Annotated in this window: 19 protein-coding genes and 1 pseudogene; 10 read left to right on the top strand and 10 right to left on the bottom strand. The window is 71.0% G+C overall.

From position 1 onward, the window contains the following. Positions 1 to 665 precede the first annotated feature (665 nt). Positions 666 to 1259 carry a TetR/AcrR family transcriptional regulator gene (locus ACZ7EC_RS31485; RefSeq protein WP_471068183.1) on the bottom strand — a complete coding sequence of 198 codons (594 nt, stop codon included), beginning with the start codon at positions 1257 to 1259 and terminating at the stop codon, positions 666 to 668. Between the two features lie 106 nt (positions 1260 to 1365). Between ACZ7EC_RS31485 and ACZ7EC_RS31480 the strand changes: the two genes are divergently transcribed. Next, on the top strand, positions 1366 to 2106 hold the full coding sequence (locus tag ACZ7EC_RS31480) for a nitroreductase (RefSeq protein ID WP_471068179.1): 741 nt from the start codon (positions 1366 to 1368) through the stop codon (positions 2104 to 2106). Positions 2107 to 2421: 315 nt separating this feature from the next. Here the strand turns inward: ACZ7EC_RS31480 and ACZ7EC_RS31475 are convergent, their stop codons facing one another. Then, positions 2422 to 3219 (bottom strand): TSUP family transporter, encoded by a 798-nt coding sequence (locus ACZ7EC_RS31475; RefSeq protein WP_471068177.1) that lies wholly within the window; start codon positions 3217 to 3219, stop codon positions 2422 to 2424. Positions 3220 to 3302: 83 nt separating this feature from the next. On the opposite strand from ACZ7EC_RS31475, the gene ACZ7EC_RS31470 reads away from it, so the two are divergent. Further along, positions 3303 to 4061 carry an AraC family transcriptional regulator gene (locus tag ACZ7EC_RS31470; RefSeq protein ID WP_471068174.1) on the top strand — a complete coding sequence of 253 codons (759 nt, stop codon included), beginning with the start codon at positions 3303 to 3305 and terminating at the stop codon, positions 4059 to 4061. An 88-nt stretch (positions 4062 to 4149) separates the two neighbouring features. On the opposite strand, the gene ACZ7EC_RS31465 is transcribed toward ACZ7EC_RS31470, so the two are convergent. Both ACZ7EC_RS31465 and ACZ7EC_RS31460 read right to left on the bottom strand, forming a co-directional pair. After that, on the bottom strand, positions 4150 to 5028 hold the full coding sequence (locus ACZ7EC_RS31465; protein ID WP_471068243.1) for an LLM class flavin-dependent oxidoreductase: 879 nt from the start codon (positions 5026 to 5028) through the stop codon (positions 4150 to 4152). A 41-nt stretch (positions 5029 to 5069) separates the two neighbouring features. Beyond that, a complete protein-coding gene (locus tag ACZ7EC_RS31460; protein ID WP_471068171.1) occupies positions 5070 to 6002 on the bottom strand; it encodes an alpha/beta hydrolase family protein in 933 nt (310 codons plus the stop codon). Between the two features lie 132 nt (positions 6003 to 6134). Here ACZ7EC_RS31460 and ACZ7EC_RS31455 point away from each other — a divergent pair, with 132 nt between their 5' ends. Then, on the top strand, positions 6135 to 6758 hold the full coding sequence (locus tag ACZ7EC_RS31455; protein WP_471068169.1) for a TetR/AcrR family transcriptional regulator: 624 nt from the start codon (positions 6135 to 6137) through the stop codon (positions 6756 to 6758). A gap of 237 nt (positions 6759 to 6995) precedes the next feature. Here the strand turns inward: ACZ7EC_RS31455 and ACZ7EC_RS31450 are convergent, their stop codons facing one another. Then, entirely contained in the window at positions 6996 to 8222 is a 1227-nt protein-coding gene (locus ACZ7EC_RS31450) for an MFS transporter (RefSeq protein WP_471068166.1), read from the bottom strand. Positions 8223 to 8312: 90 nt separating this feature from the next. Between ACZ7EC_RS31450 and ACZ7EC_RS31445 the strand changes: the two genes are divergently transcribed. Continuing rightward, positions 8313 to 9074, top strand: a complete 762-nt coding sequence (locus tag ACZ7EC_RS31445) for a DeoR/GlpR family DNA-binding transcription regulator (protein ID WP_471068163.1) — start codon at positions 8313 to 8315, stop codon at positions 9072 to 9074. A gap of 409 nt (positions 9075 to 9483) precedes the next feature. Next, positions 9484 to 10365 (top strand): alpha/beta fold hydrolase, encoded by an 882-nt coding sequence (locus ACZ7EC_RS31440; protein ID WP_471068160.1) that lies wholly within the window; start codon positions 9484 to 9486, stop codon positions 10363 to 10365. A gap of 97 nt (positions 10366 to 10462) precedes the next feature. Here the strand turns inward: ACZ7EC_RS31440 and ACZ7EC_RS31435 are convergent. From ACZ7EC_RS31435 to ACZ7EC_RS31425, 3 genes and pseudogenes are all read right to left on the bottom strand, one after another. After that, a pseudogene (locus tag ACZ7EC_RS31435) lies at positions 10463 to 10598 on the bottom strand (IS5/IS1182 family transposase); the annotation flags it as partial. Between the two features lie 4 nt (positions 10599 to 10602). Next, a complete protein-coding gene (locus ACZ7EC_RS31430) occupies positions 10603 to 11310 on the bottom strand; it encodes a nucleotidyltransferase family protein (RefSeq protein ID WP_471068240.1) in 708 nt (235 codons plus the stop codon). A gap of 148 nt (positions 11311 to 11458) precedes the next feature. Next, positions 11459 to 11695, bottom strand: coding sequence for a hypothetical protein (locus tag ACZ7EC_RS31425; RefSeq protein ID WP_471068157.1), 237 nt, complete (start codon positions 11693 to 11695; stop codon positions 11459 to 11461). Positions 11696 to 11996: 301 nt separating this feature from the next. Between ACZ7EC_RS31425 and ACZ7EC_RS31420 the strand changes: the two genes are divergently transcribed. The 4 genes from ACZ7EC_RS31420 (at position 11997) to ACZ7EC_RS31405 (ending at position 15839) form a co-directional block, all read left to right on the top strand. After that, positions 11997 to 12251 (top strand): DUF6332 family protein, encoded by a 255-nt coding sequence (locus tag ACZ7EC_RS31420; RefSeq protein WP_471068154.1) that lies wholly within the window; start codon positions 11997 to 11999, stop codon positions 12249 to 12251. Between the two features lie 215 nt (positions 12252 to 12466). Beyond that, positions 12467 to 13597, top strand: a complete 1131-nt coding sequence (locus tag ACZ7EC_RS31415) for a hypothetical protein (RefSeq protein ID WP_471068237.1) — start codon at positions 12467 to 12469, stop codon at positions 13595 to 13597. Between the two features lie 311 nt (positions 13598 to 13908). Next, positions 13909 to 15084 carry a glutathione-independent formaldehyde dehydrogenase gene (locus tag ACZ7EC_RS31410; RefSeq protein WP_471068152.1) on the top strand — a complete coding sequence of 392 codons (1176 nt, stop codon included), beginning with the start codon at positions 13909 to 13911 and terminating at the stop codon, positions 15082 to 15084. Between the two features lie 188 nt (positions 15085 to 15272). Further along, positions 15273 to 15839 (top strand): type 1 glutamine amidotransferase domain-containing protein, encoded by a 567-nt coding sequence (locus ACZ7EC_RS31405; protein ID WP_471068234.1) that lies wholly within the window; start codon positions 15273 to 15275, stop codon positions 15837 to 15839. A 111-nt stretch (positions 15840 to 15950) separates the two neighbouring features. Here ACZ7EC_RS31405 and ACZ7EC_RS31400 read toward each other — a convergent pair whose 3' ends face one another. Then, positions 15951 to 17888, bottom strand: coding sequence for a BTAD domain-containing putative transcriptional regulator (locus tag ACZ7EC_RS31400; RefSeq protein WP_471068149.1), 1938 nt, complete (start codon positions 17886 to 17888; stop codon positions 15951 to 15953). A 137-nt stretch (positions 17889 to 18025) separates the two neighbouring features. Here ACZ7EC_RS31400 and ACZ7EC_RS31395 point away from each other — a divergent pair, with 137 nt between their 5' ends. Continuing rightward, entirely contained in the window at positions 18026 to 18904 is an 879-nt protein-coding gene (locus ACZ7EC_RS31395; protein WP_471068146.1) for an alpha/beta fold hydrolase, read from the top strand. A 46-nt stretch (positions 18905 to 18950) separates the two neighbouring features. Here ACZ7EC_RS31395 and ACZ7EC_RS31390 read toward each other — a convergent pair whose 3' ends face one another. Next, positions 18951 to 19766 carry a helix-turn-helix transcriptional regulator gene (locus ACZ7EC_RS31390; protein ID WP_471068143.1) on the bottom strand — a complete coding sequence of 272 codons (816 nt, stop codon included), beginning with the start codon at positions 19764 to 19766 and terminating at the stop codon, positions 18951 to 18953. Positions 19767 to 19826 lie beyond the last annotated feature (60 nt).

Below are 19826 nucleotides of genomic sequence, written 5' to 3'. Positions count from 1 at the left end.
AGCGGTGGATGGCCTCGCCGGCGTCGTCCTGAAATGACGGGTTGACTAGATCGGAAAAGATGGGCGCTTGGTCGGCCAACGGACCGGTGGCCCCTGTTGGCCGCGCTGGCATAGAACACGCCACTGGACAGGCTCGGGTCGGTGGCACCGTCGACCAGCCGCCTCGCCCCGACCTCTACTTTGTGGACCCCGAGGTACTTCACCATCAGCGGGGCCTCGAGTTCGGCCTTCGCCGTTGTCGCCCGTGACGAGTGCCGTCTTTCCTACAGCTCTCCTCATCCGGTTTGTTCCCCTCCCATCTTTCATGGGTTTGCTCCGGTTGACGGCTCTTGCGGGATGCGGCTTCGCGAACCTTGTTAGTTAGTAGACTTACTAACTAAGGACAGTAAGGCCGATGTGGCGTCCGGTCAAGACGATCGGGAGGTGCCCAGGGGTGAGGCGGCGGGCGGAGCGGAACCGCCACCGGCACCCGGCAGGACACCTTGTTCACCGACGACATCCGCCGCCCCTCCCCGCGAGCGCCGGCGGCCCGGCGGGGCGTGCCCGCGGGGATGCTCAGCGGCCCGCCGGCCAGGGCCTGTTGTGGAAGTCCCGCCTTCCTCTCGGTCGAGCGGCGGGATCTTTGCATCAGGTGCCAGACGTACCGAGCGACCCGGTGGGGCCTGTCAGTTCGTGGTCGGCAGCGCGTTTTCCAGGAGGATTTCCGCGGCAGCCCGCGCGTGCCGGCCGTAGTTCGACTCGCCCAGCACCATGGCGCGGCTGGCGGCGCCGTCCGCGAGGGTCACGAGTTGCTCGGCGAGGACGGCGGGCTCGCGGCAGCCCAGTTCCGTTACCAGGTCGGTCACCAACCGCACCATCAGCAGTTTCTGTTCGCGGGCGTAGGAGTGGACCGCGTTCCGGGGGTCGGGGAACTCCACGGCGGCGTCGATGAACGGGCATCCGCGCACGGGATCCGTGCCGGTCGGGGGCGGGTCGAACAGTGCGAGGATCCGCTCCTTGGCAGGGATGTCCTCGCGTGCCAGCACGCCCTCCAGGGTGCGCCCCGTCGACGAGAGGTCCTCGAGGTGGGCGAGGACCAGCTCGTCTTTGGTCCGGAAGTGCGCGTAGAGGGTGCGCTTGGACACCGGCGCCCGCTCCGCGATCTGCTCCATGCCGGTCGCGTTGATCCCCTGGGCCGCGAACAGTCCGGCCGCGGCGGCCAGGATGCGCTCCCGCCCTCCGCGCCCCGGCCGTCGAGACGCCGTCGTCATCGTGGTCATGACGTAAGTATACGTTCTCGTTTACTTCGGAGGAGGTTGCCGGCTATAGTCAGCACCACTTCAGGTAAACGATTCCGTTTACTTTGGTGATGCTGAGGAGAGTTCGATGAGCGGACCGGTCTTCACCCGCACACGCGCGAGCGAGGCGCCCACCGGCGGGACGCAGCCGGGCGGGACGCGAACGTGGGAGTACGCCGAGCGGTTGATCCGCGGGCGCCGCGCGACCCGCGCATTCCGTCCCGACCCGGTACCCGGGGACACTCTGCGCGAGGTCTTCTCGCTGGCCGGCACCGCGCCGTCCAATTCCAACGCGCAGCCGTGGCGGGTCGAGGTGGTCGGTGGCGCACGGCGAGACCGTCTGGCCGACGCCCTGCGAACGGCGCACGCCGAGCGACGCGTCACGGCCGACTACCCGTACTCCGAGGACATGTACGCCCCCGTCCAACGGGAACGCCGGGCCGCGTTCGGCGCCGAGCTGTACGGAGCGCTGGGCATCGGCCCCGACGACCACCTGGCTCGCGCGGCCTACGACGCGGAAAGCCTGGGCTTCTACGGGGCGCCCCATGCCGCGTTCCTGTTCGTCACCGGCGACGGCGGGCCGCGACTGGCCGCCGACGCCGGCGCCTACCTGCAGACGCTGCTGCTGGCCATGACCGCCCACGGCGTGGCCAGTTGCCCGCAGGGCCTGCTCAGCTTCTACGCCGACACCGTCCGCGATCAACTCGGAGTGGACGAGGGGAAGCTGCTCGTGGGTATCTCCTTCGGCTACGCCGACGAGAACGCGCCGGTAAACCGGGTCGCGACCGGCCGGGCGGCCCTGGAAGCAACCACCACGTTCCACACCTAGAGTCGGTCCCGAAAACGCTGGTCACAGCCACTCGTCGAGGGCTGCGACCAGCACGGTCGCCTCGTCTATCGGACGGCGCGTTTGTCGTATCTCGCGGCCACAGCGCGGTTCCGCTTCGGCCGGTTGACCCCGCACTCCACCGTGTGGCGTGCCCTGTAGTCGTCCTTGTCGCAGTCCGGTGGCCGACCGCCTCGGAAGCCGAGCTTCTTGCGATTGCCCACCCTCACCGCTTGGTGGGCCGAGCGCAGAGGCAGGAACCTGGACATCGGCCACCCAGTCGAACTAAGCGGCAGCTGTCCACCGGGGTCGCGGAGATCACGCGAGGCGGAACAGCATGGCCGTGAGAACGAGGGCCAGCAAGGTGATGTAGCCCCGGGCGTGGACCCGGTCTGCGATGCGGGGCGGCCTGCGGCGCAGCAGGACGACGACGGGCACGGCTCCCAGCAGGAGCAGCGCGACGGCCCCGAGGTCGACCGAACCGGCGGCGAGCAGCAGCGCACCGGTGCCCGCGGGAGCCGTCGTCAGGAAGACTGCGCAGGCGGGGGCGCTGATGCAGAAGGTCAGGGGATTGGCGAGCGCGGTGGCGGCAGCCATCGGCAGCCCGGAGCGGCGCAGCAGCGGCACCGTCAGCACGCTGCCGCCGACGCCGAGGAAGGAGGCCACCGAGCCGATCGGCACGCCGAGCGCGGCGGGGACGGCGATCGTCCCGTCCCCGGCCGGGCCGTCGTGCGCGGGGCGCAGGAAGCCCGGCCGTACGAGTACGTCCACGAGGGTGGCGGCCAGGTAGAGGACGAAGCCCCAGGTGATCAGCCTCGGCGGTGCGAACGCCGCCGCGAGGGCCCCGGCGAGTCCTCCGGCGCCGAGCAGCGCCAGCAACGGGAGGCGGTGCCACAGGCCGGTCAGCAGTGGTCTCGGCGTGGCGGCGGTGGCGACGGCCGCGTTGACGACCATGACGAGGGAGGAGGTCGCCACTGCGACCGTCGAGGCGGCCGGCCCTGCGGCGGCGTCGGCCCAGACGACGACCGGAACGGTGACGAAGCCGCCGCCGAACCCGAAGAGGACGGTGGTCAGCCCGGTCAGAACGCCGATGGCGAGAAGGAGTACGACAGTCACCCGGTCAAGTTCAGCGGGCGATCCAGGTGCCGACAATCGAAGGAAGAACCGATACTTTCGAGTTTCGGCCCTAGGCTGATGGAATGCGCAACGTCTCGCTCGCCGAGCTGGACCACCTGCCCGCCGAGGTGCTCCCGATCGCGACCGACTACCCGCCCGGCACCCTGCTGACCTGGCACGAGCACCGGCGTGCGCAGTTCCTGTACGCAGCCACCGGGACGATGCTGGTGGAGACCGGCGAGGGGGCCTGGACGGTGCCGGGCGAGCGGGCCGTGCTCATCCCGCCCGGAACCCGCCACCAGGTGCGGATGCTGGACGTGCGCACGTCCAGCCTGTACATCGAGCCGGAGGCGGTGCCGTGGTGGCCGCACTCCTGCCGGGTGGTCGAGGTGGCGCCGCTGCTGCGCGAACTGCTCCTCGCCGCCGCCGACCTCGACGCCGGTTACACGGCGCGCGACCGCGACAGCGCGCTCATCGCGCTGATCCTCTGCGAGCTGGCGACGCTCACCGAGGTGCCCCTGCACATCGTCCTGCCGCACGAGGCCCCCTTCGACGAGCTGTGCCGCAGCTATCTGGCCGGCCCGGACATCGCGGTGACGAACGCCGTGTGGGCACGGGCCGCCTCGATGAGCGAACGCGCCTTCACACGCCGCTTCCGGCAGCTGACGGGCCTGAGTCCCGCAGCCTGGCGGGCCAGAGCCAGACTGCTCGCCGCCATCCCGCTACTGCGCCACAAGCCCGTCACGCAGGTGTCGGCGCTGCTCGGCTACGCCTCCCCGGCCGCGTTCTCGTACGCCTTCTCCCGCGCCTTCTCCGTACCCCCCTCGTCGATGAAAAACTGAACGACAGCCAGCCCCATCGAACGCCGCCAACACCCGCCCACATCCGTAACGACGGCCTACCGCCCGCCCCGAGGACGGTGTGCCCTGGTCAACTGTGAGTCCCCGATTCGAGGGTGGTGGTCGTGTCGGACAGCGGGTCGATGACGGTGTCGGCGATCCAGCGGGCGACGCCGGCCGGGTAGGGCGCGTCCAGACCGAGCACGATGTGGTTGAACCCGCCTTTGAGGGCTGCGCGGATGGTGCGGCGGGTGCCGTCGGGCCGGTCGTACGAGACGGGCAGGACGATGGATCGAGTGATCTCGGCCGGGTTCCGGCCGATCTCCTCGCACAGCCGGTCCAGCGTGGCGTTGCGCTCGACGGCCTTGTCGATGCTGCCGCCGGGCATGTTCCACCGGTCCGCGTGCCTGGCGGCCACGCGCAGCGTCGGGGTGGCCTGGCCGCCGATCAGGATCGGCGGGTAGGGGTGCTGGAGGGGTTTGGGACTGCAGAACGCGCCCGTCAACTGGTGGTAGTCGCCCTGGAAGTCGAACGGCGCGGTCTCGGTCCATAGTCTGCGGATGATCGTGCACGCTTCGGCGAGGCTCCCGACCGCGTGGGCGGCATCGTGGAAGGGCAGACCGTGAGCCGCGTACTCGCGCCGGGCCAGCGGCACGTCGGGGCGGGAGCCCGCGCCGATGCCGAATTCGAGCCGGCCGCCGGAGACGGCATCGACGGTGGCGGCGATCTTGGCCAGCATGGCCGGTGGCCGGAACCTGTTGCTGGTGACCATCACTCCGAGTCGCAACCGCTCGGTTTGGGCCGCGAGTGCGGACAGCAGTGTCCAGCCCTCGAAGGTGGGTCCGTTCGGGTCGCCACCGAGCGGCATGAGGTGGTCGAACAGCCAGGCGTGCTCGATCTGTTCGATGCCGTCCGCTTCACGCCAGACCCGCAGGATGTCGTCGTAGGCGACCTGCGCCGGGGCCGTCATGATTCCGAAACTGGGCGTGCCGGTCGGCACGGGGGTGCTGGTCACTTCGATTCGACGCTCCCCAGCGGGGCATCGGCCGCGGCCAGTGCCCGACGGGCGGCGGGCCACGCGCCCTGGTCGAGGCCCAGCGCCGTACGCAGATAAGCCAGAGTGGCCTGCTGTACCAGCGCGATACGCTCGGGGCTTTCGTCGGTGGTGCGGGTGTCGTTGGCTCCCTGGATGCCGCCGAGTCCGTGTTCCGCCCCGAACAGGGTCAGCAGATCGGTGGCACCCGGACTGAGCCGGTAGCCGTCGGTGAACCAGTCCGGACCCCGTACCGTCAGCGGGGACTGGTCGTGATCGCCGGCGACCATGAGGCTGGGCGTCTTCAGCTCGGTGAAATCAGGGCTCATGAACGGGAAATACCGGGTGGCGAGCGGGCTCAGGTCGGCGCCGCCGGTGCCGGGCAGGCACAGCAGCACGGCGGCACTGACCCGCGGGTCGGCCATGCTCTCGCCGGGAAGGCCGTCGGCGCCTACGACCCGTGCCCCCGCGAGGGTGCTGGCGGTCTGTGCGCCCCAGGAATGTCCGGCAACCGCGATGCGGTCGTGGTCGACGCGGCCGGCCAACGCGGGCACCGCGGCTTCGATCGTGTCGAGCTGGTCGAGGACGGCGGTGAGGTCGGCGGTGCGGATGCGCCAGATGAGCGGGGAGCGCGGGTCCTCGGGGGCGAGGCCGAGGGAGTCGAGATGGGTGGGCTGGACGACCACGAACCCGCGGGCGGCCCAGTAGCCGACCAGCGGTACGTAGTCGTCCATGGTCAGGCTCATGCCATGGGAGAAGACGACGACGGGGAGGTTTTCGCCGGTTGTCGGCGCCGTGATCCGTACCTGCAGGTCTTGACCGCGGTCGGGAGCGGCCAGCGAGACCGGGTTGACCGATATGACCGGGGTGGTGAAGCCGTTGCCGACGTCGGCGGAGGTGTTGTCGCTCACGAGACGAATGCCTTTCTCGGACGGGCCCAGTGGGCCCCTGCTGCGCGGCGTCTGGCAAAATGAAAATCCGGAGCGCCGCTCCGGATTACGATACGGAGCGGCGCTCCGCTTTGCAAGCAGGAGGTGTGCACGATGTCCACGGCCGACACGCCGTCAGCATCCGCAGGACGTAAGCGAGCCGACGTACGCCGCAACGAGCAGAAGCTCCTGGACGCGGCCGCGGCCGTGTTCGTCCGCCTGGGGATCGACGCTCCCGTCCGGGAGATCGCCGCGGAGTCGGGCCTCGGCATGGGCACGATCTACCGCCACTTCCCCACACGGGCAGAGCTGGTGGTGGCCGTCTTCCGGCATCAGGTCGACGCGCTCGCCGCCGCCATCGACACGGCGCCGACCGCCGACACGCCGTACGAGGCCCTGCGGCAGTGGGTCCACCGATTCGCCGACTTCCTGGTCACCAAACACGGCCTCGCCGAGGCGCTGCACTCGGACCAAGCGGGATTCGAGAGCCTGCACAACGAGTTCGTCGAGCGCCTGATGCCCGTGCTCGACCAGCTGCTGAAGGCGTCCGCCGCCGCTGGATACACGCGCTCCGACGTCCGGGCCTACGACTTCATGCTCGCCATCGGCAACCTGTGCATCGGAGTGGAGAACTTCCCCGACTACCAGGCCCGCCGCATGATCGACCTGCTCCTCGCCGGCCTTGCCCAGACCGCCCCGGCAGCGACCGGCGAGGAACCGGAACAGCGCCGGCGTTGATGCTGGTGGCCCGGAGCGGGGAATGCGGAGGCGCACCGGCTCCCTGACGAGCGCGGTCGGCGTGGGCGCGGTCGTGGTCGCGGTCGCGGTCGCGGTCGCGGTCGTGGTCGCGGTCGCAGAGGGTGCGGGTGAAGTGGCGGCCGTGCCGTGTCGTGTCGTCGCAGGTGCAAACTGGCCGACGGCGAGGGGAGCCGGGGGCTTGTGCGGCACGGGGTCAGGTCCGTGCCGCACAAGCGGTCAGTGGCTGCCGGCTGCCAGCTTGCTCCGGCGGGTGTGGTCGGCTCCGGTGCGCAGGACGCGGGCGCCCACGGTGGTGGTCACGCACAGCAGGGTCAGCAGCACGAAGGCGTGGTCGAGGGCGACGAGGTGGGTCAGCCAGCCGATCACGGCGGGGCCGGCGAGCATGCCGACGTAGCCGAGTCCGGCGACGCGGGAGACGTTCGCGCCGGCGGCCGCGGGGTCGGCGTGCCCGGCCGCACTGAACAGCTGCGGGACGCAGCCCGACAGGCCCAGCCCGAACAGTGCCCAGCCGGTGAACGCGGCCCACATCCAGGGGCCCAGGGCGACGAGTGTGATGCCGACGGCGGCGGTGGCCGCGCCGTAGCACAGGATCGCCATGGAGCCGAACCGGGCGACGAAGCGGTCCGCGAGCAGCCGGCCGAGGGTCATGGCCGCGGCGAAGGTGCCGTACGCGAAGGCTGCCGTGCCGGCGGATGCACCGAGGATGTCCTTGAGGTGCAGGGCGCTCCAGTCGTTGGCGGCGCCCTCGCACAGCATGACCATCAGCGCCAGGGCGGCCAGTAGCCAGACCCGCCCCCTGGTGCCGCGGTGCCTGGCGGCCGGTGCCGCGTCGGGCCCGGTAGCGGAGCCGGAGTCGGCGGCGGGACCCTCGGCGGCGGGGCTCTTGGTGGCGGGCAGCAGGGCGCGTGCCGAGGCCAGGGCGGTCACGACGCCCACGGCTCCCATGGCGGCCATGCCCGCGGCAGGGTTCAGGCCCGCGCCGGCCGCGCCCGCACCGACGAGCGAGGCGAGGACGCCGCCGACGGAGAACGTGGCGTGGAAGCCGGACATGACGGGCCGCCCGTACGCCTTCTCCACGTGCACGGCGTGGGCGTTCATGCTCACGTCCAGGCAGCCGTTGCAGAACCCGAAGACCAGCAGCGCACCGGCCAGCGTCCACGGATCGTGGGCGAGACCGGGCAGGACCAGGACCGCGCCGCACAGGATGCCGCTGGCGGGGACCACGACGCGGGAACCCAGGCGGTCGGTCAGGGGGCCGGCCACCTGCATACCGGTGAAGGCTCCGAGCCCGAGCAGCACCAGCAGGCCGCCGAGGGTGGCGTGGCTGATGCCCACACGGTCCTCGACGGCGGGGATGTGCACCACCCACGTGCCCATCAAGGTGCCGCACAGGACGAAGTAGACGTAGGTCGCCACACGGGCGGCTCGAAGCGAACGTTCCATGCCGCCCACCGTAACGAACACCAGTCGTGTTCGAAAGGCGCTGTAATGAACGAACAGCTTGTTTGCTTCCTGGTGGTGTTCAATCGCCGTATGAGCAACGCAGACCGGCACGGATTGATCGCCAAGGTCGTCAGGGACTCCGGCGGCGCCACGGTCCAGGAACTCGCCGAGCTGACCGGCGCCTCGGAGATGACCATCCGCCGTGACCTCGACACCCTCGCCGCCCAGGGTGTTCTCGAACGCGTCCGCGGCGGGGCACGCACCCTGCTGCTCCGCGGCGAGGAACCGCCCTTCGCGCTGCGCGCCCACGAGGCCATCGACGCCAAACGCCGGATCGCGGCCGAGGTGTCCGCACTCATCGCCGACGGCGAGAGCGTCCTGCTGGACAGCGGCACGACCTGCCTGGAGGTCGCCCGCCTCCTGCGCGAGCGGCCCGTCACCGTGATGCCGCTGTCCCTCCAGGCCATCCACCTGCTCGGCGAGACACCCGGCCCGGCGACGCTGGTCGTGCCCGGCGGGCAACCCCGCGCCGCCGAGGGAGCCCTCACCGGCCCCCTCACCCTCGCCTCTCTGGCCGCCCTGCGCTTCGACACCGCCGTCATCGGCTGCTGCGGACTGAGCGCGGCCGACGGCCTGACCGCCTACGACCTCGACGACGCCGCGGTGAAGAAGGCGGGCATCGCCTCGGCCCGCCGCACCATCGTCGCCACCGACGGCGCCAAACTCGGCCGCACCGCCTACGCCCACGTCGGCCCCGCCACCCTCCTGCACACCCTCGTCACCGACACCACCGCACCCGCCGAAGAGGTCACCGCACTCGAAGGCGCGGGCACCACCGTCAAGACCATCTGACCGGTCCGCCACGCGGGCCCACCGCCGTGCTGCTCTGTTGGACGGCTCGCGCCGCGCGGACTCGCTGGACATGAACGACTGCGCCGCGAGCGGCTCGCGCATCCGGGCCCTCAAAGACAGCCGTTGGGGCAACGGGCAACTCTCATGCTTCGGCACGATCCGCCGGGTCGCCGTGCAGCGCTCTCTCGGCGGTTTGCTCCCAAAGCCACTTGAAATCGAGGGCCGCCGATGACCAGGTCCTGGCCGCCCCGGCGCATCGTCCGTCGTCTGCTTGCCCTGTGTGCTGCCGAGCCACGCGAGCGGGCCAGCCGTCTCCGCATCAGCCGCCGCGTTGCCAGGACTCCGTATGCGCAGGTCACCCGGCGATATTTCGGGTGAACCCAATGGGCGACTATGGGAGTCTCCGTGTATGTCGATTGTTGACGTGTCCCCTGCGGTGTCCATCGCGTACGAGAGTTTCGGCGACCCTGGAGACCCGCCAGTCCTGCTGGTGATGGGTTTCGGCGCGCAGATGCTCGCCTGGCACGAGGACTTTTGTCGAGCGCTGGCAGACCGCGGCCGTTACGTGATCCGGTACGACAACCGGGACTGCGGGCGGTCCACCAAGTTCGACGACCATCCTGTGGACATGGGCAAGTTCATCACCGCGGTCAGCTCGGGAGACATTCCCGCCGCCCTCGCCATGGTTCCCTATCGGCTTCTCGACATGGCGGGCGACGGCCTCGGCCTGCTCACCGCGCTCGGTATCGAACGCGCCCACGTGGTCGGTGCCTCGATGGGAGGGATGATCGCCCAGGTGATGGCCCTCTCCTGCCCGGAGCGGGTACTGACCTTGACGTCGATGATGTCCTCGACGGGCGAGAGCGAATACGGCCAGTCCAGCCCGGAGGCCGAGGCGGTGCTGTTCAGTCCGAAGCCCGCGGACCGCGAGGGATACGTCGCGGCGGCGGAGCGGGAACTGGTGTGGGCCTCCAAGCGATACGGCAACGCCGCGGTGCTGCGTGAGCTGGCCGCCGCGAGCTACGACCGCGCCTACTATCCGGAGGGAATCGGGCGGCAGCTGGGCGCGATGATCCTCAGCGGTTCCCGTGCGGATGCACTGCGTGAGCTGCGGGTCCCGACGCTGGTGATTCACGGCCTGGACGACACGCTGATCGACCCCAGTGGCGGGAAACGTACCGCGGAACTGGTGCCCGGCGCCGAACTCCTGCTGGTCCCCGACATGGGCCACGATCGCCCGCGTGAACTCTGGCCCGAGCTCGTCGATGCCGTGGTGACCCATACCGGTTGACCAAGCATGCTCGGAGCAGCATCGAGGGGAGATGGGCTGCTCCGGTACTGGTGCTGGCGTCGAGTACGCAGGTCCGTCCCAGATCATGGGCGCGGCCAGAGTCGAATCGAGACGAGCCCGTGGGCCGGCCGCCCCTGCTGCCACGGCTCCGGCGGTTGCCCCCGCTGGTTCTGCGGTTCGGGGATCGTGTGCTTGATCTGGCGCCGTCGCAGGTATCGGCGATTGCGGCGCGAGTCATCACACCCTCTCCCCGCGCCGCTCCTGCGAACGGGACTGGGCGACGATCTCGTGTTCGATGTCGGACACATCGCGTGGCGTGTTGAGGGGCCGCCACGGATCGTCCACCGGGTAACCCATCAGTTGCTGCGTCCGGATCAGCCGGGGGAAGGTCGACGTCTCATGGTCGCCTTCGTCCGGGAGCATCCGCCGCACCCGGGGATCGAAGACGAAGACACCGCCGTTGACGCGCAGCGGCGCGGGCGCCCGCGAGGCGAGGGCGGTCACCCGGCCCAGTTCGTCACAGTCGACCCTGCCTCTGGGCAGCCAGGGGCGGGCAAGAGCGACCGTGGCCAGCAGGCCGTGCCGATGGTGGTGGGCGAACATCGCGGTGAGCGGGAACCGGGTCCAGATGTCCCCGTACACCGCCAGCCACGGCTGGTCGGGCCAGGCCAGCGCAGCGGCGGCCAGCTTCAGCCCCCCGCCCCGGCCCAGGGGCCGCCTTTCGACCACCACGTCCGTGCGAACGGGCAGGCGGCAGGCGAGAAGGTAGTCGCTGATCGCCTGTGCCTGGTGGCCTGCGGAGACGACAACCCGCTCCACGCCCGACTCGGCGAGCCAGTCGAGCTGATGCCGCAGGATCGGTGTGCCGTGCACCTCGACCATGGCTTTCGGTCTGGTCAGCGTGAGCGGCTGCATCCTGCTCCCTACGCCGCCGGCCAGGATCACCGCCTGAGGCACGGCGCTCAGGTCGATGCCGTCCCCATCCACATCATCCGTAAGTAGCGACACGGATACGAAGCGTACGGCAGGGGGCGGGCTCCCTCCCAGCAGGGTCCTTCCGAACGCCGCGACAGGCCAGCGCCGTTGAGGGCGCTCAGGCGAGTCGGAGCAGTCGTGTGGCGGTCTGGGCCGGAGCCTCGTCGCTGGTGTAGATCGTCCGTGTCGCGACCAGTTCGGTGCCGGGGTCGTCGAGCCAGTGGGCGAGGAAGTCGTGTCCGTCGATGATCCAGGATCGGCCTTTGTCCGCCGTGCAGCGTCGCCGTAGGACAGCTAGTGAGCTCTCGCGGTGGGCGGAGGGCAGGACGCGGACCACCTCACGGCAGCGAGCCAATGCGGTGCGAACCGTGGCCAGGTGCCGGCGGCCGGTGTAGCTCGCTGCTTGTCACGGGCAGCCCCGCCACCAACTGGTCGCCGTGAGGGGCGGCTACCACGAATCATCCGACTTCCGGCCTCGGCGGCGAGCCGTCAACGCCCCTCACCTCATCGTCCTCGTCCGCGCCGGCGCCCGCTTCGAGCGCGGTCACCTCGTCGAACGCGATGAGGTGACCGCCGCGTGAGCCGACGTGCGCCCGCACAGGCACCTTGGGTCGGTTGCACGCGCGGTGACGTGACCGTGGTGGAAGACTTCCGGCATGGACATGGGGCGTGAGTCGCGGCGGGAAAAGGACGCGATGACGGTGGAGATCGTCTTCGCCCTGATGACCGCCGCCGTGCTGGCCGGGATGATCTTTGCTGTCGCCTGGACTCTTGCCCTGGTCCTCGGTCTCTCCGGTTCGGCGGCGAAGGGCGTGGTGGTAGGCGGTGCCCTGCTCGGCGCGGTGGCCGGAGTGCTTCGTCTGGTGCGGGTGCTGCTTCGATTCGACGGTCAGCGCCGAATGGGCCGCTGACCGCGCGCTTGCCCGCCTCGATGCAGCCTCGAAGGACGGTCGTCCAGGCCCCCTGTTCCGGCACTGACGGGTAGTCATACCCGTGGCCGACCACACCTTCCACCTTCACCCACACCCCTGCCGACGGCCAGCGTGTCATGGGGCGGCGGGGTTGTCTCGAAGGCATCCTGTGGGCACTGGTGATCGCCGGGGCAGCCGATGAGAAGGGTCCGGTGATGCGGGTGTCGTCGCAGAGCGTTACGGTCGTTGCTCTCCTGGCGGATCCGGACGCGCCGACGGAGATCGCGCGGCACATGGCTCGGACACTTCCCGCTCGGCTCGCCAGGAAGGCGGGCCAGGGGCGGCGGTTCGATGTGCGGGTGGTCAGTGAGCCCTTCACCGCGGGGACCGAGGACCTGTCCACGTTGATGTGCCGGATCAGGGACCGCGGGCGTGCGGAGAACTGGGACATCGTCGTGGCCCTCACCGACCTTCCGCTGCACACACACGGGAACAAGCTCGTATTGGACCTGAGTCATGAAGACGGCTTGGCGTTGCTGTCCCTCCCTCCGCTGGGGGGCCTGCGTCTTCAGACGAGAGCCATGCGGGCGGTGGAGGAAACCGTGCTCAGCTTGGCGGGTCCGCGAGCCACCGGGGCCGGGGAAACTCCGCGGCGTCAGCCGCTGGGACGTTTCGTCAGTCGCCTCGCCCCTGTTCATCCGGGCCCGATCGGTGCGGAGGAGGCCGCTGATGTCCGGTACGTCGTCAGCGGGCCGCGCGGTTACCTGAGGGTGCTCGGCGGTATGGTCCGCGCCAACCGGCCGTGGCGGTTGGTGCCGGGTCTGTCGAAAGCCCTGGCGGCCGCACTCGCCACGGGAGCCATCGCCACCGTGAACTCCACCATCTGGAGCCTGTCCGGGGCCCTGAGCACTGTGCGCCTCGTGATCGCCATGGTGGGATCCGTCGCGCTGATGATCAGCTGGCTGATCGTGGATGCGCACCTGTGGCATCGACCGACGGACGCCTCGCCGGAGGAGAAGAAGAGGACGAGCCTCTACAACGCCTCGACGGTCATGACCGTGGGTCTCGGGGTGGTCGTCTGCTACGGAGGCTTGATCGTCGTCAATCTGGTGTCGGCGCTGTTCATTCTCAACGACCGCGTGTTCGCTTCCATGACGCGAACCCCGCTGCACGCCAGGGAGTACTGGACACTGGCCTGGCTCGTCACCTCGATCGCCACCGTGGGCGGGGCGCTGGGGTCCGGCTTCGAGAGCGCGGAGGCGATCCGGGCAGCCGCCTTCTCCAAGCGCGAACAGGAACGTCGGGACATGCTCCACGACGACAACGGGGACCAGCCCACGAAGTGAACCGATACCGGGGTCGATGCCGGTGCCGGTGCCGGTGCCGGTGAACGAGGCATCGCCTGAGCGGCCCGATCGATCGGTGCGTGGCTGTTTCGCGCCGACAGACGACGGGGACCCGCACGGTACGTCGCCGGAGCGCCGCATCTCTGCCTGACGGGCCGGCGGCGATACCACCGTTTCCACCCGATCCGGGTGAGCGGCCCGTAGAGGCGTGCCAGGCCACAACCCCGTCCTGCAGCGTACGGGAGTCGGGCTTCTGTGCCCTCTCGTCATCGCCGTGCTGCGGTCATGACGCGACATCAAGGGAAGTAATCATGAAAGCAGCTGTATACGAAGGACCGCGCACGGTCACGGTGAAGGACGTACCGGACGCGAAGATCGAGCACCCCTGCGACATCATCGTCAAGATAACCACCACCAACATCTGCGGTTCGGACCTGCACATGTACGAGGGCCGCACCTCCTTCGAGTCCGGCCGCACCCTGGGGCACGAGAACCTGGGCCAGGTCGTGGAGGTCGGCTCGGCCGTCCGCAAGGTGCAGGTGGGCGAGTACGTGGTCCTGCCCTTCAACATCGCCTGTGGCTTCTGCAAGCAGTGCGAGCGGGGTCTGACCAACTACTGCCTGACCATGCAACCGCAACCTGATCTCGCCGGAGCCGCCTACGGATTCGCCGACATGGGCCCCTACCAGGGTGGCCAGGCGGAACTGCTGCGGGTGCCCTACGGCGACTTCAACGCGCTGCGTCTGGGGGAGGACGCCGCCGAGCGGCAGTCCGACTACGTGATGCTCGCGGACATCTTCCCCACCGGCTACCACGCCACCGAGATGGCCCACGTCAAACCGGGCGACCAGACCATCGTCTTCGGGGCCGGTCCCGTCGGGCTGATGGCGACCTACTCCGCCCTCCTCAAGGGCGCAGGGCGCGTCTGGACGGCCGACCACCAGCCCGACCGGCTGCGCAAGGCGGAGGAGATCGGGGCCATACCGATCAACACCGCCGAGCAGGACCCGGCGGAGGTCGTCAAGGAGGCCACCCTCGGCCTGGGCGCCGACAACGGCTGTGAATGCGTCGGTTACCAGGCGCACGACCCCCAGGGTCACGAGGACGCCAGCCTGACCCTCAACGGCCTGATCGACACGGTCAGGTTCACCGGCGACATCGGTGTGGTGGGCGTCTTCCTGCCCGAGGACCCCGGCGGCGCGAAGGCCCAGGGCGAGCTGGAAGCTCACGGCAAGGTGCCGATCGACTTCGGCATGATGTGGTTCAAGGGCCAGCACATGGGAACCGGGCAGGCGCCGGTGAAGAGGTACAACCGGGCGCTGCGGGACCTGATCGCCGGCGGGAAGGCGAAGCCGAGCTTCGTCGTCTCCCATGAACTCGGCCTGGACGAAGCCCCCACCGCCTACGAGCACTTCGACGCGCGTGACGAGGGCTGGACGAAGGTCGTCCTGCATCCCGACGGACACGGCAACGGCCACAAGCGGTAAGAGATCCTGGTCCGCCGTCCGTCCGCTTCACCGGGACAGGTCAGCCGGCAAACGGCGCGAGGCCCGGCAGGGCGGACGGCGGACCCGGCCGACGGCGGACCCGCCAAGCCCGTGGCGCGGCACGTCTCGCGTGTGCGCTGCGGCCGAGCGGCAGCCCTCGCCAGCCTCTCACTGAAGGGATGAGCGCGATGACACACGAACTGCGCGGCCGGAAGGTCGCGATCCTGGCGGCCGACGGCGTCGAGCGCGTCGAGCTCGAACAACCGCGTGGCGCCCTGCACGGCGCCGGGGCGGAGACAGAGGTCCTCTCCATCCATCCCGGAGAAATCCAGGCCCGCCAGTGGGACCTGAACCCCGCAGGGACCTTCCCCGTCGACCGGCTCGTCTCGGACGCCTCCGCCGGCGACTACGACGCCCTGCTGCTGCCCGGCGGCACCATGAACCCGGACCAACTCCGCGTCGACAAGGACGCCGTCGGCTTCGTCAGGGCCTTCGTGGACTCGGGGAAGCCCGTGGCCACGATCTGCCACGGCCCGTGGACCCTGGTGGAGGCCGATGTCGTGCGCGGACGCCGACTCACCTCGTGGCCGAGCATCCGCACGGATCTGCGTCACGCGGGAGCCGAGGTCGTCGACGAGGAGGTCGTCATCGACGGCCAGTTCACGTCCAGCCGCTCCCCCGCGGACCTGCCGGCCTTCTGCTCCGCCATCGTCGAGCAGTTCGCCCGGGCCGGCCACCCGGTCTCCGGCGCCTGACCGGGCAGCGAGAGCGGTTCGAAGGCATCGGTGACGAGTTCGGCCCCCAGGTGATCGGCTGTCGACCGGCCCGGCGGACGACGGGAGCCGGCGTCGAGGGCGGTGGCCTGGTCAATGTCCGCCGGCGCACGCCTCCGCCTCCGCCAGGTACCGCGCCACCGGCCCCAGGGTCAGCATCCCGCTGGCCCCGCCTGCCTGTTCGGTGCGGGCGTCGCGCAGGGCCGTCGCCGCGCGGGCGGCGATGGGGCGCTCGCCGAGGCGGGCGGCGGCGTGGGCGGTCAGGCACCAGAGTGCTTCCTGCATGTGGTCGGGTGGCGGTTCGGGCGCCATGGTCAGGGCCGTACGGGCCTCTTCGTCACGGTGCTGGGCGAGCAGCACCAAGGGGCGCGCCCAGGGGCGGTACGGGCCCCAGTCGAGGGCGGGATCGGTGGGCGCGGGACGTCCGTGCAGGAGGCGCAGGCCCAGGAGGGCGAGGGCGAACAGGCCGCGGTGCAGACCCGGCATGCCCGCGGTCTCGGCGAGGGCGTGTTCGGCGGCGCGGTAGTGCGCCGCGGCCGTGGCGGCGGTCGGCCCGCCCGGTTCGGTGCTGCGCGCGGCCGTGACGCGGGCCCGGAACCAGTCGGTGAGCACGGGGACGTCGGAGGCTTCGGTGCTGACGGCGAGCTGCTCGGCGGCCTCGGCGTGTGCGGCCGCGGTGTCGAGGTCGCCGAGGGCTGAGGCGGACTGGAGGCGGATGAGGCGGCCGAGCACGACGAAATCCGGCAGGTCGTGGCGGGTGGCCAGATCGAGGATCTCCGCGCCGATCGCGTCCCGTGCCGCCGCGCGTCCGGGCCGGGTGAAGGACTGGAGGAACACGCCGTTGAGGGCGAACGCCAGCAGGGCCGGATCGCCCAGGTCCCGAGCGAGCGCCTCGGCCTCGCGTGCCGCCTGCCCGGCGCGCCTCTGCTCGATGGCGGACAGATCGGCGCTGCGGCTTTCGACCGCCACGGTGGCCAGCAGGCGGGCGCGCAGTTCGGGAGGGCCGCCGGTGCCGAGCGCGGTGAGTGTGCGTTCGGCCGCCGCGACGACGGCGCGGGACTGCTCGGGGTCGTCGGCCCGGCTCCACAGGGCGGGCACGTCGTAGGCGCCGATGACGCGGGCGGTCAGGGTGGTGTCTCCGGTGCGCTCCGCCGCCTGGACGGCGGCGAGGCGGTCGCGTCGCGAGTGGATGAGGGCGTCACCACCCGCCAGGGCGAGAGTCCGGGCCAGTTCGACGGTGGTGCGCGGGCCGAGTCGTACGCCTGCGGTCCACACGGAGGCCGTGGGCTGGAGGGTCGCGGCTCCGCGGAGGATGTCCGTCTCCAGGCGCCGGAGGTCGGCGCCGGGGTCGAGCCCGAGCCGGTCCACGAGCATGGTGCGGGCGCGGCGCAGGGTGGCCAGTGCGTCCGCCTGGCGGCCGGCCCGGTACAGCGCGCGGGCCAGCAGCCCCCAGGCCGGTTCACGCCAGGGGTGTTCGGTGACGTGGGCGCCGAGTTCGGCGACCAGCTCGGCTCCGGAACCGGAGTCGAGCAGCAGACGGGCGCGCAGTTCCACCCCCTCCAGCCTCAGCTCCTCCAGTCGGGCCCGTTCGCGCTGGGCCCACGCGGAGCCGGTCACGTCGGCGTAGGCCGGGCCGCGCCAGGTCGCGAGGGCCGCGTCGAGGTCGGTCAGCGCGTCGGGGGTGCGCCGGGCGCGGGCCAGGGCGTCCTCGAACCGGTGGACGTCCACGCTGTCGCGCGGCAGGCGCAGCGCGTAGCCGGGTCCTTCCGTGACGAGGACGCGCGGCGGGGTGCGGGGCGGCCGGCCGGGTTCGACGGCGCGGCGCAGCGCGGCGACGAACGTACGCAACGCGCCCACGGCCCGCACCGGGGGCTCGGCCCACAGGTCCGCCACGAGGGTGTCGGTGGCGACCATCCGTCCCCCGGCGGCGACAAGCCGGGCGAGGACCTCGCGGTGGCGGGGTCCGCCCAGGTCGACCGGGGTGCCGTCGTCGTGCAGAGCCCGGACGGCACCGAGGACGTCGATTCGCATGCCCTCCATCTTCCGTGCCGCGGGCCCGCGGCGTCGAAGCGTACTGATCGGCTGCTGATCGCCGTCGCCCACGCTGACTCCGTCACTGCCCGGACCAAGGCGTTCGCCGGTCCCCCGACCCCAGGAACGGACCCTTCATGACTCTCACCATCCCCGGTTTCGACTACGTCCGTCTGCCCGGCGCCGGCGGAGTGGAGCTGGCGGCGGCCGTCGGCGGCCAGGGCAGCCCGGTCGTGCTGCTGCACGGCTTCCCCCAGACCCACCTGATGTGGCGGCACGTCGCCGAGCGGCTCGCCGGCGAGCACACGGTGATCTGCCCCGACCTGCGCGGCTACGGCGCCAGTGACAAACCGGCGGCCACCGGCCCCGAGGTGTACTCCAAGCGCACCATGGCCGCCGATGTCGTCGCCCTGGCGGCGGCGCTCGGCCATGAGCGCATCGCCCTGGTCGGCCACGACCGGGGCGCCCTGGTCGCGTTCCGGGCGGGGCTGGACCATCCCGAGACGCTCACGCACCTGGGCATCCTCGACGTCGTACCGACCCTGGACATGTGGAACGTCCTGCACGGCGTCCCGGCGGCGGTCGGCTACCACCTGTTCCTCATGGCGCAGCCGCCGGGCCTGCCGGAGACGATGATCACCAACAGCGCGGACGCGTTCTTCGGTTCCTTCCTCGACGCCTGGTCCGGTGATCCGGCCGCCGTGCCGGAACCGGTCCGGTCCGCGTACGTGCGGGCCAGTGCCGCGGCCGTGCCGTCGATCGTCGCGGACTACCGGGCCTCGGCGGGCATCGACGTCACACACGACCAGGCGGACCAGGACGCCGGCTCCCAGCTGGCGATGCCCGTGACGGTCGTCCAGCAGGACTGGGGCGCCCGACTGGGCTACGACGCCGCGTCGGTCTGGCACGCCTGGGCGCCGGATCTGGACCACCGGCTGACCACTGCGGGGCACTTCATGGCCGAGGAGGCGCCCGACGAGATCACGGAGGTGATCCGCGACCTGCTGCTCCGCTGAGCCCTGGCCGGGACCACGGACGAGAACCCCGAGGCGCAGCCTTCGTTCAGGTCGCCTGCGCGGCCAGCCCGCGCAGGGCCCGTACGGCAGGTGATCCGGGGTCGGCCGTCATCAGGACGACCTCCTGGTCGTCCTCGGGCACGAGCAGGACGTCGCAGTTCAACCGCAGCGCACCGGCCTCCGGATGGTCCAGGGTCTTGGTGCGGTGTCCGGGGGCGTGGACCGGACGCGTCTCCCAGATCTGCCGGAACTCCTCGCTGCCGGCGTGCAGTTCGGCCAGCAGCGCGGCCAGCCGCGGGTCATGCGGGTAGCGGTCCGCGGCCCGGCGCAGCCGCGCCACCGCGATGTGCCCGAATTCCTCGGCGCTGGAGCTCTCGTACGTCCGTCCCTGGCCCAGGAAGCGGCGGCGGGCCAGGTTCGTCGTCCCGCCTCCGGGGTCGGTGCCGAGCAGTGCGCGGGCCAGGGGGTTCCAGGCGACGACGTCGTAGGCCGCGTCCGTGACGATGGCACCGGTGTCCGGCAGCCGCTCCAGCATCCGGGCCACGTGCGGGCGCACCCGCCGCTCGGCGCTGATGCCGGGCGGCGCGGTCGAACCCGCCAGCCGGAACAGATGGCTGCGCTCGGCCGGCGTGAGCCGCAGCGCGCGGGCCAGCGCGTCCAGGATCCGGGCGGATGGCCGCGGCCCCCTGGCCTGCTCCAGCCGCGTGTAGTAGTCGACCGACATGTGGGCGAGTTCCGCCACCTCTTCGCGGCGCAGGCCCGGTGTGCGGCGGTCGGTGCCCGTCGCCGCCAGGCCGATCTCCTGCGGACGCAGGGCCGCCCGGCGATCCCGCAGGTAGTGGGCCAGCTCTTGCCGCGCCATGTCGCCTCCTCCCCCGCCTGATCTCCTGCCTGGTACAGGCTGTCCCTGGCAGGGCGCCCA

The organism is Streptomyces sp. NPDC037203 (assembly GCF_055605065.1).
The sequence above is the reverse complement of the archived record's forward strand: the minus strand, read 5'-3'. Positions and strand labels throughout refer to the sequence as shown.

What these genes read in the sequence shown, in the direction of transcription:
- ACZ7EC_RS31485 (WP_471068183.1), bottom strand. Translation starts at nt 1,259, where the DNA reads ATGACCACGATGACGACGGCGTCTCGACGGCCGGGGCGCGGAGGGCGG.
- ACZ7EC_RS31480 (WP_471068179.1), top strand. Translation starts at nt 1,366, where the DNA reads ATGAGCGGACCGGTCTTCACCCGCACACGCGCGAGCGAGGCGCCCACC.
- ACZ7EC_RS31470 (WP_471068174.1), top strand. Translation starts at nt 3,303, where the DNA reads ATGCGCAACGTCTCGCTCGCCGAGCTGGACCACCTGCCCGCCGAGGTG.
- ACZ7EC_RS31465 (WP_471068243.1), bottom strand. Translation starts at nt 5,028, where the DNA reads ATGACGGCCCCGGCGCAGGTCGCCTACGACGACATCCTGCGGGTCTGG.
- ACZ7EC_RS31455 (WP_471068169.1), top strand. Translation starts at nt 6,135, where the DNA reads ATGTCCACGGCCGACACGCCGTCAGCATCCGCAGGACGTAAGCGAGCC.
- ACZ7EC_RS31450 (WP_471068166.1), bottom strand. Translation starts at nt 8,222, where the DNA reads ATGGAACGTTCGCTTCGAGCCGCCCGTGTGGCGACCTACGTCTACTTC.
- ACZ7EC_RS31445 (WP_471068163.1), top strand. Translation starts at nt 8,313, where the DNA reads ATGAGCAACGCAGACCGGCACGGATTGATCGCCAAGGTCGTCAGGGAC.
- ACZ7EC_RS31440 (WP_471068160.1), top strand. Translation starts at nt 9,484, where the DNA reads ATGTCGATTGTTGACGTGTCCCCTGCGGTGTCCATCGCGTACGAGAGT.
- ACZ7EC_RS31420 (WP_471068154.1), top strand. Translation starts at nt 11,997, where the DNA reads ATGGACATGGGGCGTGAGTCGCGGCGGGAAAAGGACGCGATGACGGTG.
- ACZ7EC_RS31415 (WP_471068237.1), top strand. Translation starts at nt 12,467, where the DNA reads ATGCGGGTGTCGTCGCAGAGCGTTACGGTCGTTGCTCTCCTGGCGGAT.
- ACZ7EC_RS31410 (WP_471068152.1), top strand. Translation starts at nt 13,909, where the DNA reads ATGAAAGCAGCTGTATACGAAGGACCGCGCACGGTCACGGTGAAGGAC.
- ACZ7EC_RS31405 (WP_471068234.1), top strand. Translation starts at nt 15,273, where the DNA reads ATGACACACGAACTGCGCGGCCGGAAGGTCGCGATCCTGGCGGCCGAC.
- ACZ7EC_RS31400 (WP_471068149.1), bottom strand. Translation starts at nt 17,888, where the DNA reads ATGCGAATCGACGTCCTCGGTGCCGTCCGGGCTCTGCACGACGACGGC.
- ACZ7EC_RS31395 (WP_471068146.1), top strand. Translation starts at nt 18,026, where the DNA reads ATGACTCTCACCATCCCCGGTTTCGACTACGTCCGTCTGCCCGGCGCC.
- ACZ7EC_RS31390 (WP_471068143.1), bottom strand. Translation starts at nt 19,766, where the DNA reads ATGGCGCGGCAAGAGCTGGCCCACTACCTGCGGGATCGCCGGGCGGCC.